The organism is Pseudomonas sp. T1.Ur, assembly GCF_023516725.1.
Taxonomy (GTDB): Bacteria; Pseudomonadota; Gammaproteobacteria; order Pseudomonadales; family Pseudomonadaceae; genus Aquipseudomonas; species Aquipseudomonas alvandae.
This window is the reverse complement of sequence record NZ_JAMGSN010000001.1, coordinates 89,565-105,814: the sequence shown is the minus strand read 5'-3', so window position 1 is coordinate 105,814 and position 16,250 is coordinate 89,565. Positions and strand designations below refer to the sequence as shown.

Annotated in this window: 11 protein-coding genes; 3 read left to right on the top strand and 8 right to left on the bottom strand. The window is 60.4% G+C overall.

Translation table 11 applies throughout. From position 1 onward, the window contains the following. Nucleotides 1–188: 188 nt before the first annotated feature. The 8 genes from M8Q45_RS00505 to M8Q45_RS00470 form a co-directional block, all read right to left on the bottom strand. Entirely contained in the window at nucleotides 189–548 is a 360-nt protein-coding gene (locus tag M8Q45_RS00505; RefSeq protein WP_249873190.1) for a DUF6124 family protein, read from the bottom strand. A 518-nt stretch (nucleotides 549–1,066) separates the two neighbouring features. Further along, nucleotides 1,067–2,479, bottom strand: coding sequence for an aldehyde dehydrogenase family protein (locus M8Q45_RS00500; protein WP_249873189.1), 1,413 nt, complete (start codon nucleotides 2,477–2,479; stop codon nucleotides 1,067–1,069). Further along, complete coding sequence (locus M8Q45_RS00495; protein WP_249873188.1) at nucleotides 2,476–3,534, bottom strand: homoserine dehydrogenase; 1,059 nt, start codon at nucleotides 3,532–3,534, stop codon at nucleotides 2,476–2,478. Before M8Q45_RS00495 ends, M8Q45_RS00500 begins: the two co-directional genes overlap by 4 nt. Nucleotides 3,535–4,085: 551 nt before the next feature. Beyond that, a complete protein-coding gene (locus tag M8Q45_RS00490; protein ID WP_249873187.1) occupies nucleotides 4,086–4,523 on the bottom strand; it encodes an Lrp/AsnC family transcriptional regulator in 438 nt (145 codons plus the stop codon). A gap of 11 nt (nucleotides 4,524–4,534) precedes the next feature. Beyond that, entirely contained in the window at nucleotides 4,535–5,899 is a 1,365-nt protein-coding gene (thrC, locus tag M8Q45_RS00485; protein ID WP_249873186.1) for a threonine synthase, read from the bottom strand. A 30-nt stretch (nucleotides 5,900–5,929) separates the two neighbouring features. Continuing rightward, nucleotides 5,930–6,814: a LysR substrate-binding domain-containing protein gene (locus M8Q45_RS00480; RefSeq protein ID WP_249873185.1), complete on the bottom strand. Its 885-nt coding sequence runs from the start codon at nucleotides 6,812–6,814 to the stop codon at nucleotides 5,930–5,932. Between the two features lie 58 nt (nucleotides 6,815–6,872). Continuing rightward, nucleotides 6,873–8,303, bottom strand: a complete 1,431-nt coding sequence (locus M8Q45_RS00475) for an amino acid permease (protein ID WP_249873184.1) — start codon at nucleotides 8,301–8,303, stop codon at nucleotides 6,873–6,875. 136 nt (nucleotides 8,304–8,439) lie between these two features. Next, nucleotides 8,440–9,693, bottom strand: coding sequence for a cystathionine gamma-synthase family protein (locus tag M8Q45_RS00470; protein ID WP_249873183.1), 1,254 nt, complete (start codon nucleotides 9,691–9,693; stop codon nucleotides 8,440–8,442). A 391-nt stretch (nucleotides 9,694–10,084) separates the two neighbouring features. Between M8Q45_RS00470 and M8Q45_RS00465 the strand changes: the two genes are divergently transcribed. From M8Q45_RS00465 to M8Q45_RS28490, 3 genes are all read left to right on the top strand, one after another. Then, a complete protein-coding gene (locus M8Q45_RS00465) occupies nucleotides 10,085–14,938 on the top strand; it encodes an RHS repeat-associated core domain-containing protein (protein WP_249873182.1) in 4,854 nt (1,617 codons plus the stop codon). Then, nucleotides 14,938–15,342 carry a hypothetical protein gene (locus M8Q45_RS00460; RefSeq protein WP_249873181.1) on the top strand — a complete coding sequence of 135 codons (405 nt, stop codon included), beginning with the start codon at nucleotides 14,938–14,940 and terminating at the stop codon, nucleotides 15,340–15,342. The genes M8Q45_RS00465 and M8Q45_RS00460 overlap by 1 nt, the downstream gene beginning before the upstream one ends. A 142-nt stretch (nucleotides 15,343–15,484) precedes the next feature. After that, a complete protein-coding gene (locus M8Q45_RS28490) occupies nucleotides 15,485–15,646 on the top strand; it encodes a contact-dependent growth inhibition system immunity protein (RefSeq protein WP_502940188.1) in 162 nt (53 codons plus the stop codon). Nucleotides 15,647–16,250: the final 604 nt, after the last annotated feature.

Sequence of the window (16,250 nt, the reverse complement as noted above, 5' to 3'; positions counted from 1 at the left end):
ACTGTAGCCCTGGAGACACAACACCACAAGCTTTCCTATTTTGCAGTAGTGCAGCACCCTGTCGCACAAATTGAGCGACGAATCTTCTGACGCTCCAAACCTGAAGCGCCTATTCAAATCTCTCGCCCACAAAAAAGGTCTTGCCAAGCAAGACCTTTTTTACGCCTGGAGGGCAGTAGCGCCCCGCCCTATCTCACCTCAACAATATCCAAAGCCCGATTCGCCAACAGTTCACTCACCTCAATCACCTGCAAAATCCCCATCGCAACACGCCGTCGCGACCCATCCAGATCAAACGCCAAATCACTGATCATGGCATTTGCCGAAGCCAGGTTTTCACTGAGGCTGGCAAGCAAACATTCCGAATCAACATCCGGCGCAATACGGAAAATGCTGTTGGGATTGTCAGACGTTTCCGTCTTCGGCGTAGGCTTCAGATAAAAATCCAAAGCCCGATTGGCAGCATCATCAAGCTTCTTGTTACGAGCAGACTGAGCGCGAGACACATGCTCATCTGGAGTTGGCGGGTTTGGTGTAATTTTAGCCATGGTAAAGCTCCTAGAGTCTGTTGGAGCTACCACCATTCGCTGCGAAACGAAGTTGGGGTGGCAGCTGTACGCGGGTTCGCAGACCGGGACTCTAGGGACCGGCAGACCCATGGGGTCTCCCACGCACAGCCACCTCTGACGAAATAACAGACATAGGACAATCTGCTTTCGAAGGTGACGTTGTGCGCCTATAGAGTCCGGGCTGCGAAACCCGATCACTGATGCTCAGTGACAAGACTCAAACTACCGACGGGCCCCAAAACGCACAAGCCGGCCGATTCTGGCGTAGTTGTAGGCAATGGCGCAAGAAAACGTCAGTCGCGCCCTGGATTCCAAGCACCCAATAAACACCGCGCCGCGCCACCCCACCAAGAGAGGATAACGTGTCGCCGTTTTGTGATTTCTGCGACACGTTCCGCCCTCATGTCGCTGCCGACGACATGAGAGTAAAACGTGTCGTCAAAACGGCGTTTTAGCGACATGACAGCTAAAGCGACTCCGCGGGCCTGACTCGCCCCTCACCCCAACGTATTCAAACAAACCACCTTCGGCTGGGTCATTTCCTCATACGCAAACCGCACCCCTTCCCTGCCCAAGCTGCCGTACTTGGAGCCGCCAAACGGCATCGCATCGAACCGGAAATCCGACGAGTCATTGATCATCACGCCCCCCGCCTCGATTCGTCGCGCAGCGCTCATTGCCGTGGACAAATCATTCGTGAAAATCCCGGCATGAAGCGCGTACTCAGGCTCATTAGCCAACGCAATCGCCTCATCGAACGTCTCGAACACCTGCAACACCACCACCGGCGCAAACGCTTCGTTGCGCCAGAGTCGGCTGGTGTGGTCGACGTTTTCCAGGACGGTGGCGGCGTAGCAATTGCCCTGACGCCGATGCCCGCAGAGCAACGTGGCGCCTTGTTGCAGCGCTTCGTTCACCACCTGCTCAGCATTTTGCGCGGCTTGTTGGGTGATCATCGGGCCGATGTCGGTGTTGGCGAGCAGCGGGTTGCCGACCACCAACGCTTGGGCCTGGTTGACGAAGCGTTCGCGAAAGGCTTCGTAGATCGGCGCGTGAATGAGCAGCCGTTGAGTACCAATGCAGTTTTGCCCGGCGGCCCAGAAGGCACCGGAGACGCAGCTGTCGACGGCGGCGTCGAGGTTGCAATCGCCCATGACGATGACGGGGGCGTTGCCGCCGAGGTCCATGGCAAGTTTTTTCAGGCCGGCGGTGCGGGCGATTTGTTCGCCGGTGACGAAGCCCCCGGTGAAGGAGATCATCCGCACGTCGCGGGCGGCGACCAGGGCTTTGCCGAGTTCGGCGCCGCCGGTGGCGACGGTGACGACGGTTTCGGGGAGGCCGGCGGCAACCAGGTACGAGACCAGTTTGAGGGCCGACAGCGGCGCCAGCTCGGACGGTTTGAGGATCACCGCGTTGCCGCCGGCGATGGCCGGGCCGAGTTTGTGGGCGACCAGGTTGAGCGGGTCGTTGTAGGGGGTGATGGCGACGATCAGGCCGAGGGGTTCGCGGGTGAACCAGCCTTGGCGCGATTCGGCGCCTTCGTAGGCGTCGAACGGGACGATTTCGCCGGCGTTGCGCTTGGCTTCTTCGGCGGAGAGTTTGAGGGTGTTGACGCAGCGTTTGACTTCTTTTTCGGCCTGTTTGAGGGTCTTGCCGGCTTCGTCGACGATCAGTCGGGCGAAGGCTTTGGCGTCGCGTTCGATGTTGAGCGCGGCGTGTTCGAGGATGCTGGCGCGGCGATGACGCGGCAGTGCGGCGCAGGCTTTTGCGCCACTGCGTCCGGTCTCGAGCAGGTGTGGGACTTCTGAGGCTTTGAGGTCGGCGACGGTGCCGACGACGCTGCCGTCAAAGGGGTTGAGGACTTCGATGTGCGGTTCGACGACCGCCAGGGCCAGGCGCGATACGTTCACAGGGTGTGCTCCTGTTTGCGGGTTGCCGATTGGTGGATGTGGATGATGTCGGACAGCAGCGCGAAGGCGGTTTCGGTGCGACCTGCGCCCGGGCCGGAGACGGTGACGGCGCCGAGCAGTTCGCTGGTGAAGGACACGGCGTTGGTGGCGCCGCTGATGCTCGCCAGAGGATGGTTGTTGCTCAGCAGGCGTGGTTCGACGCTGGCGCTGATGGAGCCGTCGGCATTGCGGGTGGCGGCGCCGATGAGTTTCCAGCGAGCGCCGTCGCGGCGGGCTTTTTCGATGTCGGCGAGGCTGAGGGCGGAGATGCCTTTGCAGTTGACGTCGTTGACGGTGAGCTTGGCGTCGAGCAGTTCGTTGGCGAGGATCACCACTTTGAGACGCACGTCGTAGCCTTCGACATCGGCCGTTGGGTCGGCTTCGGCGTAGCCCAGGGCTTGGGCCTGGCTGACGGCTTCGGCGAACCCTAGGCCGCCTTCCATGGCCGTGAGGACGAAGTTGGAGGTGCCGTTGAGGATGCCTTCGAAACCGGTGATGGAGCTGCCGGCCAGGGCTTGTTTGGCCAGGTGAATGACCGGGGTGCCGCTCATGACCGAGCCTTCGTATTCGAAGGCGACGTTGTTGCGTTGGGCCAGGGCCTTGAGTTCGGCGCCGTGCAGGGCGATGGGGCCTTTGTTGGTGGTGACGACGTGTTTGCCACGCTCCAGGGCCCAGCGGCAGAAAGAGGTGGCGGGCTCGCCGTCCACCGGGTTGGTGAAGGTGGCTTCGGCGATGATGTCAGCGCCGCAGTCTTTGATCACGGCTTCGTTGAGGGCGTCGACGGTGCCGCCGGGGAGTTGGGCCATGGCGCCTTTGCTGGCGGGCAGCCGGGCGAGTGAGGCGGCGTCGAGGCCATGGCGGTTCATCACCGAACCAAGGAACAGGTCGGTCACGCCGACGATTTTCAGGGTGAAGCCGAGTTCGGTTTTCCACTGCTGGTTGCGCTCGGCAATCAGTTGGGCCAATGCCCGGTTTACACCGCCGAAGCCGACCAGCGCCAGTTTGTATTCAGTCATTTTTGTTGTGTCCCTTGATCCGGGTGATGAGGTTTGTTGGATCAAGATTAGGGGTGCGGGGTGGGCAGTTAAATAGGCCAATTTGCTCTATTTTCTGGGCGTTTTGACCAGGGGGTGGGCGAAGTGGTGGGTGGGGGAAAGCCGACAGAATCGACTGGCCGAACACAGGCCACTGTGGGAGCGAGCTTGCTCGCGATGGGGCCAGGTCAGGCAACATTGACGGTGGCTGGGGTACCGCTATCGCGAGCAAGCTCGCTCCCACAGGTATTTCCCAGTGTTTGGTCCATCGGCGTTTAGCCATGCACCGCCGGCCGGCTCTTGTGGCGAGGGAGCTTGCTCCCTCGCCACGGGGGTTGTGGTGGCTGGCTTGTCTGTGGACACCATCAGCGGCGGCGAGTAGGCGGCGCCTGGGTGAACACATTCCTCTGTGGGAGCGAGCTTGCTCGCGATGGGGCCAGGTCAGGCAACATCGATGGCGGCTGGTGTACCGCTATCGCGAGCAAGCCCGCTCCCACAGGTACTTGGGTGCCAGCCATTATTGTGGTGAGGCTTCAGACCACCGACGACAACACAAACGACGTCACGGTGTTCTCTACCCCGGGCAGCGCCGAGATCTCTTTCCACACCTTGTGCACCCGCTCCGGGTTCGCCGCGCCGACCCGCAGCATCAAGTCAAACTCGCCGCTCATCACATCGCACTGAAGCACTTCCGGCATGGCCTGCAACGCTTGCAAGACCTCGGCACCGCGCATGCGGTCGTAGCGGTAGACGAAGATCACCGCGTTGATGTTTGACGACGCTTGCGCGCCCTCCCCCGTGCGAACGGTGTAGCCCTGGATCACGCCGTCGCGTTCGAGGCGTTCGATGCGTTGGCGGACGGCGTTGCGCGAGAGGTTGACCTTGGTCGCCAGCTCGGCGTGGGCGGCGCGGGCGTTGAGGCGCAGTTCGGCGATGATGCGTTCGTCGAGGGGGTCGAGAATTCGCTTCATGGGGCCTCCGGTTATAGCGAGCCGAGCAGTTGATGGAGGGCGCCGAGGTCGTCCGGCTGGATGCGATGGATCTGCGCCGGGCCCTGCTCTGACATCGGGCGTTTTTGCGCCGCCACGGGGATCCCCAACTTACCGAGCAACACCGCCGATTTAACCGGTGAAATCTCGCCCAGGGTCACCATCGGCGCCACCAGGCTGCGGCGGTACAAGCGCGCCGCGAGCACGCCGGTGGCGGTGTGTGGATCGATGACGTAGCCGGTGTCGCGATACAGCGACGTGATCTCGTTCAACGTCTGTTCATCGCTGACCGCGTACGAGTCGATGATCATCCGCGCCTTTAGCCAGAACTCGTTGCCAATGGTCATTTCGCCGTCGGTTTCGAAGGTGTGCATCAACGCGCTGACGGCTTGATCGTCGTGGCCATAGAGCTCCCAGAGAAGCCGTTCCAGGTTGGAAAAGATCGACAAGTCCATGGCCGGCGAAAGGGTCTTGCTCGCACGCAACCGCGAGTAGTGGTTCTTTAAAAAGAACTGATGCAGCGCGTCATTCTGGTTGGTGGCGACGATCATTTGCGTGATCGGCAACCCCATCTTCTGCGCGATGTAGCCGGCATAGACTTCGGCAAAACTCGCCGCCGGCACGCTGAAACCGATGGGCCGTTGACCGCCGCCCAACTGCAACACCGCGTGGAAATAAAACACCAGCTGCGCCATGACGCTGACCCAGTTGCTGGAGTTGAAGCTGATCGCCTCATGCGCTCGGAACAGTTGCGTGACGAGGGTCTGGCATTCATCGAAACTGCCCTCCACCGCCACTTGATGCACCCGCGGATGGGCCGTCGCTTGCAGGTCTTGAAGCTGGTCTTGCGGTACGCCGGCCTCGGGATAAATCACCACCACGTCGGTCTCGTCGCAGTGCTTGAAGGCCTCGATGGCGGCCAGGCCGGTGTCGCCGTTGGTCACGCCGATCACCACGGCGCGACGCCCGCGTTTGCGCAGGAAGTACTGCACCAGCCGCGCCTGCAACTGCGCGGCGAAATCCTTCGAGGAGCGGGTCGGCCCATGGAACAATTCCAGGACCCATTCGTTGCGGTCCACCTGATGCAACGGCGCCAGGGAGCGGTGGCTGAACTGGCTGCCGGCCTCCTTGAGCAAACGCTTGAAGTCAGCCTCGGGGATCGCCTCGCCCACGAACGGGCGCATCACTCGATAGGCCAGTTCGTCGTAGGACAAGGTCGACCAGTTGGCGATGTCCTGGGGTTCGAACAGCGGCAGCTCGACCGGGACAAACAGCCCGCCATCCTCGGCGATGGCCGACAGCACGACTTTTTCGAAATCGACCTGCACGGCGGAATTTCGGGTACTCACATAGCGCATGGTCAACTCCGCAAACTCAGATAGAACAGCTCATTTGTAGCGATGCGCCTGCTCCACCAGCCAGGTGGAAAACCGCGCCGCGTCCGGGTGTTGCTCGGCCCCGGAACTGCGCACCAGGTAGAACGATTCACTGGCTTCGATGCGCTGGGCGAAGGGCTCGACCAGGCGTCCGTCTTCCAGCAATTCACTGACCATCGACGACCGCGCCAGGGCGATGCCCTGCCCCAGTTCGGCCATGCGCAAGGTGCAGACCAGGGTGTCGAACTGCATGCCGGTCGAGGAGTCGACGCTGTCGACGCCGACCCTGTTCAGCCAGTAACCCCAGCCTTCTTCGTAGCCCAACACGTGCAGCAATGGATGCTTGGCCACGTCCGCAGGCACTTTCAGCGTCGCCAGCAAGGCCGGCGAGCACACCGGGAACAAGGTATCCCAGGTCAGCCGTTGCGACACCAGGCCGGGCCATTGGCCGTGGCCCCAGCGAATCTCCATGTCGTCTTCACCGTCCAGCTCCTTGACCCAGATGTTGCTGATGTAGCGGATGTCGACGTGCGGGTGCGCCTGACGGAAATCCACCAGTTTCGGTGCCAGCCAGTGGACGAAAAACGCCAGGCTGCCGCGCACCTTGATCGGCCGGCGTTTGTGCTGGCCGAAGATTTCGTTGGTGCCCACCGCCAGTCGCGTGATCGCGTCCTGCACCACCGGCAGGTAGGCCTGGCCCTCTTCCGTCAGGCCCAGGCCACGGGGCAAGCGCTTGAACAGCGCCACCCCGAGATGGCTTTCCAATTGACGGATCTGCTGGCTGACCGCGCCCTGGGTCAAGAACAATTCATCGGCGGCGTGGGTGAAGTTCAGGCAGCGGGCGGACACTTCGAACGCCCGCAGCCAGTTCAACGGGGGCAACGTTTTTTGCTTCATGGTCTTACCTCGTTAGCCCCCATGCACCGGGCCCGTTTGCCCGCCCCGTCGATGCGGTTTAGAACGCGTCGGACGGTTGTGCCACGAGGGCGACCGACAAGCGTCGCTCGCGGCTTTTGCGGGTAATGTAATACACGAAGTAACACCAGGCGATGAACGGCAAGCCGAAGTACAGCGCCACTCGCTGTTCAGGGTCGAAGGCGATGCCGACACACGCCAGGCTGCAGCACACCAGCGCACCCAGCGGCACCCACGGGTAACCACGAACGCGGAACTTGAGGTCGCGAATGTCGCCGCCGTTGGCGACGTAGTGACGGCGAAAGCCGATCTGGCTCGCGGCGATGCTCATCCACACCACCACCACGGCCAGGCCGGAGATCGACACCAGCGCCAGGTAGATGGTGTCGGCGGCAAACACGCTGCTGAGCAACGACGCGGCGCCGCCGGCCATGCTGACGATGATCGCGTTGAGCGGCGTGCCCATGCGGGTCAGGGCCGAGAACTGCTTGGGCAGGTGGCCTTGGTCGCTGAGGGTCCAGAGCATGCGCGAGGCGGCATACAGCCCGGAGTTCGCCGCCGACAACAGGGCGGTGATAATCACGAAGTTCATGATGTCGGCGGAGTACGGAATGCCGATGTAGGTGAAGACGGTGACGAACGGACTTTCCACCAGGCCGGCCTGTTCGCGGGGCAACAGCGTCGCGAGGACAAAAATGGTCCCGACAAAAAACACCGCCAGGCGCAGCACCGTGGTGCGGATGGCGCGGGGCACGTTGCGTTGCGGGTCCTTGGTTTCCCCGGCAGCGATGCCGATCAGCTCAGTGCCGGAAAACGCGAAGGAAACTGCCAGCAGCGTCATCGCAATCGGCATGAAGCCCGTAGGAAAAAGCCCTTCGCGAGTGAAGTTGCTTAACCCGATGCTGTGGGCCTGGTCGATGTTCAGCAAACCGAGAATCGCACCACCGCCGATCAGCAGGAACACCACCACGGTCAGCACTTTGATCAACGACAACCAGAACTCGGTTTCGGCGAACAAACGCACCGAGACCACGTTGGTGAGGAACACCACGCCGGCGAACAGCGCACTCCAGATCCACACCGGCGTGTCGGGAAACCAGCGGGTCATGAGGATGCCGGCGGCGGTGAATTCGGAACCGATCGCCACCGTCCACGTAAGCCAGTACAGCCACGCCACGGTGTAGCCGGTGCCGGGGCCGAGGAAGCGGGTGGCGTAGGTGCTGAAGGAACCGGTTTCCGGCATCTGCACCGCCAGCTCACCGAGGCACATCATCACCATATAGACCATGAGCGCGCCGATGACGTACGCGATGACCGCGCCCATCGGGCCGGCCTGGTTGACGGTGTAGCCGGAAGTCAGGAAGAGCCCGGTGCCGATCACGCCGCCCAAGGCGAGCATGACGATATGGCGCGTCTGCATTTCCTGCTTGAAGCCGTTCCGCGTGCTGCTTTGTTGTTCTGTTATGGACATGGTTGTTTCTCATGAAATGTCAGGGCGCGCATCGACGTCTACGCGAGTCAGACAAGCGCCGCAGAGCTTTTATTATTATTCCTATTCATGAACGCCCCGCTGACAGCCTTGTCGCGGGGTTATCAACTTGCTGACTTCAGTTTGCGGTCTCGGTGAGCACTTCATTGAGTTGCGGGTCGAGGGACTTCCTGGCGAAGGCGAAGGCCTGTTTCAGGTCATCCAACAAGTCGTCGGTGTCTTCGATGCCGACCGACACCCGCACCAGCCCTTCGGAAATCCCCAGGGCCAGGCGTTCTTCCAAAGTGTTTTCGACATGGCTGGTGGTGCGGGCCGGGCCGTAGATGGTTTCGACGGCGCCGAGATTGCCCGCGCAATGAGCAAAGCGCAGGCGCGGCAACAGCACCTTGACCGTCTCCATGCCACCCTTCAGCACAAAACTGACGATGGCGCCGAACCCGGACATTTGCGCGCAGGCCACGGCGTGGTTCGGATGGCTCGGCAAGCCGGGATAGTTGACCGACTCCACCAGCGGTTCGGTGCAGAGAAAGTCCGCCAAGGCACGGGCGCTGGACTGTTGCTGGCGCATGCGCAGGGCCAGGGTCTTCATGCCGCGGATGATCATGTAGGCCGAGAACGGATCGAGCGTGGCGCCGTTGATTTCGCGGTAATGACGCACCTTCGCCATCAAGGCTTCGCTGCCGCACACCAGGCCGCCGAGCACATCGCCGTGGCCGCTGAGGAACTTGGTCGCGCTGTGGACCACCACGTCGACGCCCAGTGCCAATGGGTTCTGGTTCAGCGGGGTGGCGAAGGTGTTGTCTGCCACCACCAGCGCGCCGACACGTTTCGCCGCCGCAACCAGGCGTGGGATATCGAGGATTTTCAGGGTCGGGTTGGTCGGCGTTTCCAGGTACAGGACCTGGCAGCCCTTGGCGATTTCCCGCTCGATTTCTTCATGGTCGAAGGTTTCGCACAGGGTTACGGCGACGCCGGTGCGCGGCAGGAATTCTTCGAAGATTTTGTTGGTGCCGCCGTAGCTGTCCTTGGTCGACACCACGCGATCGCCATTGGCGAGGAAGGTGTAGAGCACGCTGCTGATCGCCGCCATGCCGCTGCTGAACGCCACGGCGGATTCGGCCATTTCCAGTTCGCGGATTTTCGCTTCGACGGTCTCGACGGTGGGGTTGCTCATGCGGCTGTAGATAAAGCCCGGCGCCTTGCCCAGCGCGACGTCGTACCAGACGTCGATGTCGTCGTAACCGTATGCGGCGCTGACGACGATGGGGGTCTGGGTGGCGTTGTAAGGATGCCTGACTTGCTCCCCGCCCCACACCGCCCGGGTGCCCGCTCCTGCGTTGATAAGCCCTGCGCTGTCAGGTTTTTTGTTCATTGTGACTACTCGCACTGAGGGGGCGGACGTTGAGCCATCCGCCGGAATCTGAGGGCCAATATAGGGAAAAGCCGCGCCCCCGAGAAACGATGTTATCGGTGCCAAAGGGGTGGTTTTTTTAATGGCTGGATGAGGCCCAGCAAGTAAGTTGGTAATACAAAAAACCTGTGGGAGCGAGCTTGCTCGCGATAGGGATGTGTCTGCTGCAGAGATGTTGACTGACCCACCGCTATCGCGAGCAAGCTCGCTCCCACAAGGGGTTTGGTGGGGTGCTTGCCTATTCGGGACCAATTAAAGATTTGCCCTACAGACCCCGCCTACTTTCCTGACTTATTTCTCCAGCCATCCCCGGCAAAGTCTCGCGCCCACTTCAGCGTTGCGAGAGGCCTACATGTCCATCAACGACAAAATCCTTGCCCAGGGCAACGTCATTGGTTCGTTGGTGATGGCGCTCATGGACTCGGACCAGCCGGATGTCGAGGCGGTGTTGCAGGACTTTCGCCACTGCCTGAACGACTACGACAGTTGGGCGGAACGTTTCTGGACGGGTCGGGCGTTGGACATCGAGCAGATGTTCAAGGTGGGCAACGAGGTGTCGCTCGCACCCGCGAAAAATGGCGGCAAGCAGGTCAGCGCCGTAGTGGCGGCCTGCCCCGCCCAAGGCCCGCTGACGCTCGTGCACATGTTCCAGTCCTCGCGCTTCGTGCCGATTGGCAACACACCCGTGATGCTGGAACCGATCATTGGGGGCGAGCCGGGGAAGGAAATTTTCGGCGAGCCTATCCGTCACGAGATCGGGCCGAGCGGCATCCTGGAAGTCAGCGAATGCGACCGAGGAAAGCGCTACCGCATCACCTTTTTTCCTGATGTAACGACTGCTCATGTCGAGGCGCTGTACGCGTCCTACCAGAAGGTGATTGGCGAGCTCGAACGCTGGCTGAGTGCCGAGTGGGACGAGTTTCAACCGCTGTGGAAAGAGTTCTCCGACAGCGGCTTCGCGAAGCGCTTCAATGTGCTCCAGCAAGCCGAGCTTCGCGGCTTTGAAAGAGCCGTGTACGGACTGTGGGACAGCGTCAAACAGCTTTTCGAGCTGCTGGCGGACCTGCAAGCCAACAGCGAAAAGCTGTTGGAATACCTTACCGAGGCCGAGCTTGAGCAACTGCTGGAAGCGTCATCCGAAGCGATTGCCAAAGGCCTGATGATCCTCAGCGATGAGCCCTTGCTCTTCGTCTACACGGCGGCCTTTACGAGTTGGCTGCGGATGATGCCGCCGCAGTACAGCGCCGAGGTCATGGGTGAGTTGCGCGCCTCGGTGCTGATCAACTTCCTGTTGGCGGCGGTTACCGGTGGACTAGGCGTCGGCCTGCGCATGACCGGCAAGGTGCTGCGTCATGTCCGCTCGGAACGCGTCCGGACGTGGCTGCAGGCCTCGAGCCAACGCCTGGGACAACTCGGTGGCGACAGCCTTAACGCCCATGCCGATGTGCTCAAGCCGGTCGTGATTGCCGGCCGAGGACCATCCGTAGGCCCCGCTCCCGTCACACCGTTGCACATCACCGCTGGGGATTCCGCACCGCTGTCGGTCAGCAACCCGGCTCCGGTCGTGCGGGAAAAAGCCCAGCCCTCTACCCGATTAAGCAAACAAGAACACCACGACGACGCCTCCACTCAATCGACAAACCCCAACGGCGACCCGGCCGACAGCGCCGCCCAGACCCGCACCCACGGCTGCCCGGTGTCGATGGTCACCGGCGAAGAACTGCTGACCCTGGACGACGGCACCCTCGACGGATGCCTGCCGTTTATCTTCACCCGGCTCTATCGCACCAGCGCCGCCGAACTGGACATCGGCCTCGGCCGCGGGTGGAGCCATGCCCTGGCCCATCGCCTGTTGCTCGAAGGCGAGCAGGTCATCTGGATCGACCAGGAAAACCGCCGCACCACCTTCCCCCGGCCCAACCTGCAACGCCCGGCGATCCACAACAGCCTGGCCCGCGCGGCGATCTACCTGAGCAATGAGCCGGACGAACTGATCATCGCCCAGCCCGGCGAAGACGCTCCTTTCCTACACTTTCGCGACGGTTGTCTGATCGCCCTGAGCGATCGGTACGACAACCGCCTGACCCTCCAGCGCAACATCTACGGCGACATCAGCCGCCTGGACAACGGCGCTGGACGCTGTCTGCGCTTGCGCTACGAACACCGTCACCTGGTTGCCATCGACTATCAGAGTTTTCAGCCGACGCCGACTCGCGACGAAAGCTGGCGCACCGAACACACGCTGGTTTCCTACCGCTACGACGGCCGTTTCCGACTGATTGAAGCGACTAACGCCGCTGGCGAAAGCGAACGCTACGACTACGACGACCAGCACGTCATCCTCCAGCGGCAACTGGCCGGGGGCGCGAGTTTTTACTGGGAGTGGCAAGGCCTCGGTCCCGCGGCGCGCTGCGTGCGGCATTGGGCGTCGTTCGCGCAAATGGACAGCCGCTACACCTGGGGCGAGGACGGCAGCGTCACCGTCCATAACCTCGATGGCAGCGAGGAGGTCTACGTTCACGACGACCGCGCGCGACTGGTGCGCCAGGTCGATCCCGCTGGCGGCGAGCACCTCAAGGCCTATGACGAACAGGGCCGCTTGATCGCCGAGCAAGACCCCCTCGGCGCCGTCACTGAATACCGCTACGACGAAGTCGGACGGCTGGTGGCGCTGATTCCGCCTGAAGACGAGCCCACGTCCTACGAATACCGAAACGGTTTCCTGCACGCTCGGCAGCGCGGCAAAGCCGTGTGGACCTACCGCCGCAACGACCAGGGCGATGTCATCGAGGCCATCGACTCGGACGGCCAAAGCACCTGGTACCACTACGACGGCCAAGGGCAACTGAAAACCATCAGCTACCCGGACGCCAGCGCCCATTATTTTGTGCGCAACCGCCTGGGCCAGTTGACGGAAGAAACCCTGCCCGATGGAAGCCAGCGGTGTTTTTCCTACGACGCCCTCGGACGTTTGCTGACCCGCCAGGACGAACACGGCGCCATCACCCATTACCAATGGGACGCCGTGGGCCGCTTGCTGCAAACCACCTTGCCCACCGGCGCGACCCGCGCCTGGCGCTACAACGCCTACGGCAAGGTCATCGCCGAGCGGGACGAACTGGGCCGCACCACCCGTTACGAATACGCCGACGACCTGCACCTGATCAGCCGCCGCCTCAACCCCGACGGCAGCGAACTGAAGTACCGCTACGACTCGGCGCGGCTGTTGCTGACGGACATCGAGAACGAATCCGGCGAACACTATCGGCTGGACTACACGCCCAACGGACTGATCCGACAGGAAACCGGCTTCGACGGCCAGCGCACCGGTTATGCCTACGACCTCAACGGTCACTTGCTGGAAAAGACTGAACACGGCGCAGATGGCAGCCAGCGGATCACTGCCTATCAACGCGACAGCGCTGGCCGCCTGCTGCGCAAGATCGTGCCAGATGGCGAGGCGGTCGATTACCGCTACGACGCCCTCGGCCGCTTGGTCAGCGTCGACGACGGGCATTGGCCGCTGGCTTATGAATATGACCACCAGGACCGTTTAGTCGCCGAACACCAGGGCTGGGCGACCCTGCGTTATCGCTACGACAGCGTCGGTCGCCTGATCCACTGTCGCCTGCCCGACCGCAGCACCCTCGACTACCGCCACGCCCGCGGCGGCGCGCTGATCGCCATCGACCTCAACGGCACCTGCCTGACCGAACACCGTTTCAAGGGCGGCCGCGAAACCCAACGCCAGCAGGGCTTGCTGCTCAGCGACTACCGCTACGACGAACAAGGCCGGCTCAAGGCCCAGACCGTCTGGCAAACCCAGCAGCACCAACTGTTCTGGCGCGATTACTCCTACAGCGCCAGCGGCAACCTCGCCGCGCTTTCTGACAAGCGAAACCGCCGCAGCTATCAGTACGACGCACAAGATCGCCTGCTCCGCATCGACCATGCTCACAGCCAAGGCCCCGAACGCTTCGCCCACGACCCGGCCGGCAACCTCTTGCTGCAAGACCGCCCCGGCCCGACCACCCTCAAGGGCAACCGCCTGCTCATGGAGGGCGACCGCCACTACGACTACGACGCCTACGGCAACCTCATCCGCGAACGCCGCGGCAAGGCCCATTGCCTGGTGACGCACTACCGCTACGACAGCCAACACCGCCTCATCGGCGTCACCAGCCCGGACGGCAGCGAAACGTCCTACCGCTACGACGCCTTCGGCCGACGCATCGAAAAGACCGTGGCCGGCCACACCACGGAATTCATCTGGCAAGGCGACCAAGTCATCGCCGAAAGCAGCGATAGCCACTACCAAAGCTACGTCTACGAACCCGGCACCTTCCGCCCCCTCGCCCTGCTCGAAGGCGAAGGCCCACAAAACGCCACGCCATTCCACTACCACAACGACCACCTCGGCACGCCCCAGGAACTGACCAGCCACCAAGGCGAAATCGTCTGGCGCGCACGCTACAACGGCTACGGCAAACTCACGGAACTGCGGCACGGCGACGGCAAGCGCGTTGAACAACCGCTGCGCTTCCAGGGCCAATACCACGACCGGGAAAGCGGCCTGCACTACAACCGGCACCGGTACTACAATCCGGAGACGGGGCGCTATCTGACGTTTGACCCGAGCAAGCTCAAGGGCGGGCTCAATGGGTATCGGTACACCCTGAACCCGACGGGGTGGGTGGATCCGTTGGGGTTGGTGGATTGTCCGGGGAAGGATGGGTGTAAAAAGCCCTCGGTTGGCGAACAGGATCCGGCGGCGAAGGTTGGGGTTGATGAAGGTGAAGTACCCCCACCAAAACCGACATATCTTTATCGAGGAGACTTGAGGGGCCCAGACGTGATTTTTTCAGAAGGCTTTTTGAGCCGGGGCAAGAGTACTGACCTAGCTCTCCACGTCGCGGATAACAAAGACCCACCAAGCAACTTCGTAAGCACCACAACCGACAGAAATGTCGGAATCTACTTTGGAACAGACTACAAAACAAAAAAAGGATATCTTTACATATTAAAAAAAATACATGGGCACGACATAAACAAAGAGCTTCATCCAAATGATGTTCTATACAGTTACGAGAAGGAAATAGCCATCCCTGACCGAATAAAATCCGAGGACATTATAGGAGTTACTCCACTGAAATCTGATGGCTCCTATGTAGGATACTCACTACCCAACCCCAGAGAAACCAAATAATGAAAAATAGAAAAACCATCCCCATCATTAGAAACGACCAGAGGGAGGAAGCATTGCTGGACATCGACAGAGAAACACCATGCATCATACTTACATTAAAGAACAACGACCCAGAAACCTACTCTGGAGCGGACATCTATGACTGCCTTGGAAATATGATAAAAAAGCACGTCAATATTAAATTTCTTTGCAAGGGTGCAAAACGGACCGTGCGCCCATCAAGCATGTCCTCACAAATGTCGTCCGGCATAGCGGCTTACGAACATACACTAGGCAAGCACGTTTCACTCACCGACATCGTCAATATATTTGATTATGAAGATCAAGATATAATTAATGACCCGCAACTACAAAAAGACCACTTTCTTCTTTGGGTAGAGTCCATACGGCAGATAAACGACTGAAAACACACCTTGAATGGAGATGACACCGATAGCAAATCGGCGGTGCGCAGTGGCCTCCCCAAGCCTGCTCTAGCGGCATCCGTTATTTATTGATAACACCCCAGAACCCATAGCATTTATTACGGAGAAAACTATCAGAAGGATGAAAACTGAATTTAAAGAATTACATTATTTCTTTGATACCTACTTCCATCAAGATTGGATGTGCGAGTCGCCAGACCCTGATGACATTATAAGAAATTTTGTTTCGGCCTCTGCACCTGAAATCATAGCCATGGTTAAAAATGAAATCTCGGTACATTAAAGTTTAAATTTAGCGACGAAGAGATCAGAGAACTTATTATGGTTGAGATGCCATGCAACTATTGCTATTGGATGGATTGGGAGTCTGGCGAAATGTGGTTAAAGCATATTTTGCAAGTTATGACTCACACTGATGCCTCCCAGCTCGGCAATGATTAATGGAGGCAGCTGTACGCAGGTTAGCAGACCGGGGAAACAAGAAACCGGCGCGTCCGGGGACGCCCTGCGCACAGCCACCATCAAGTACAGGATGAACAATTCCTGACTGGATGACGCCTTGCACAACCTGTTTCACCACGAGCTGCTAAACCCGATCACTGATGAGCAGTGACGGGATTCAAGCTACCGGCGTGGGCCCAGGCGCACAAGCCGGCGGATTCTGGCGTAGTTGTAGGCAAAGGCGCAAGGCGGTGTCGGCAAGCTGTCATGGCTGCGGATTTGGATGGCATCAGGTCAGTTAAACCACTCTCGACTGACACACCGCCATCGCGAGCAAGCTCGCTCCCACAAGGGATCACCTAAAGGCCAGAGCCGTATTTCGAGCCGGCCACCGAGCCGATAATCAAAAAAACGGAACCCAATCCCAACGCTCCCTCTCAACTTTA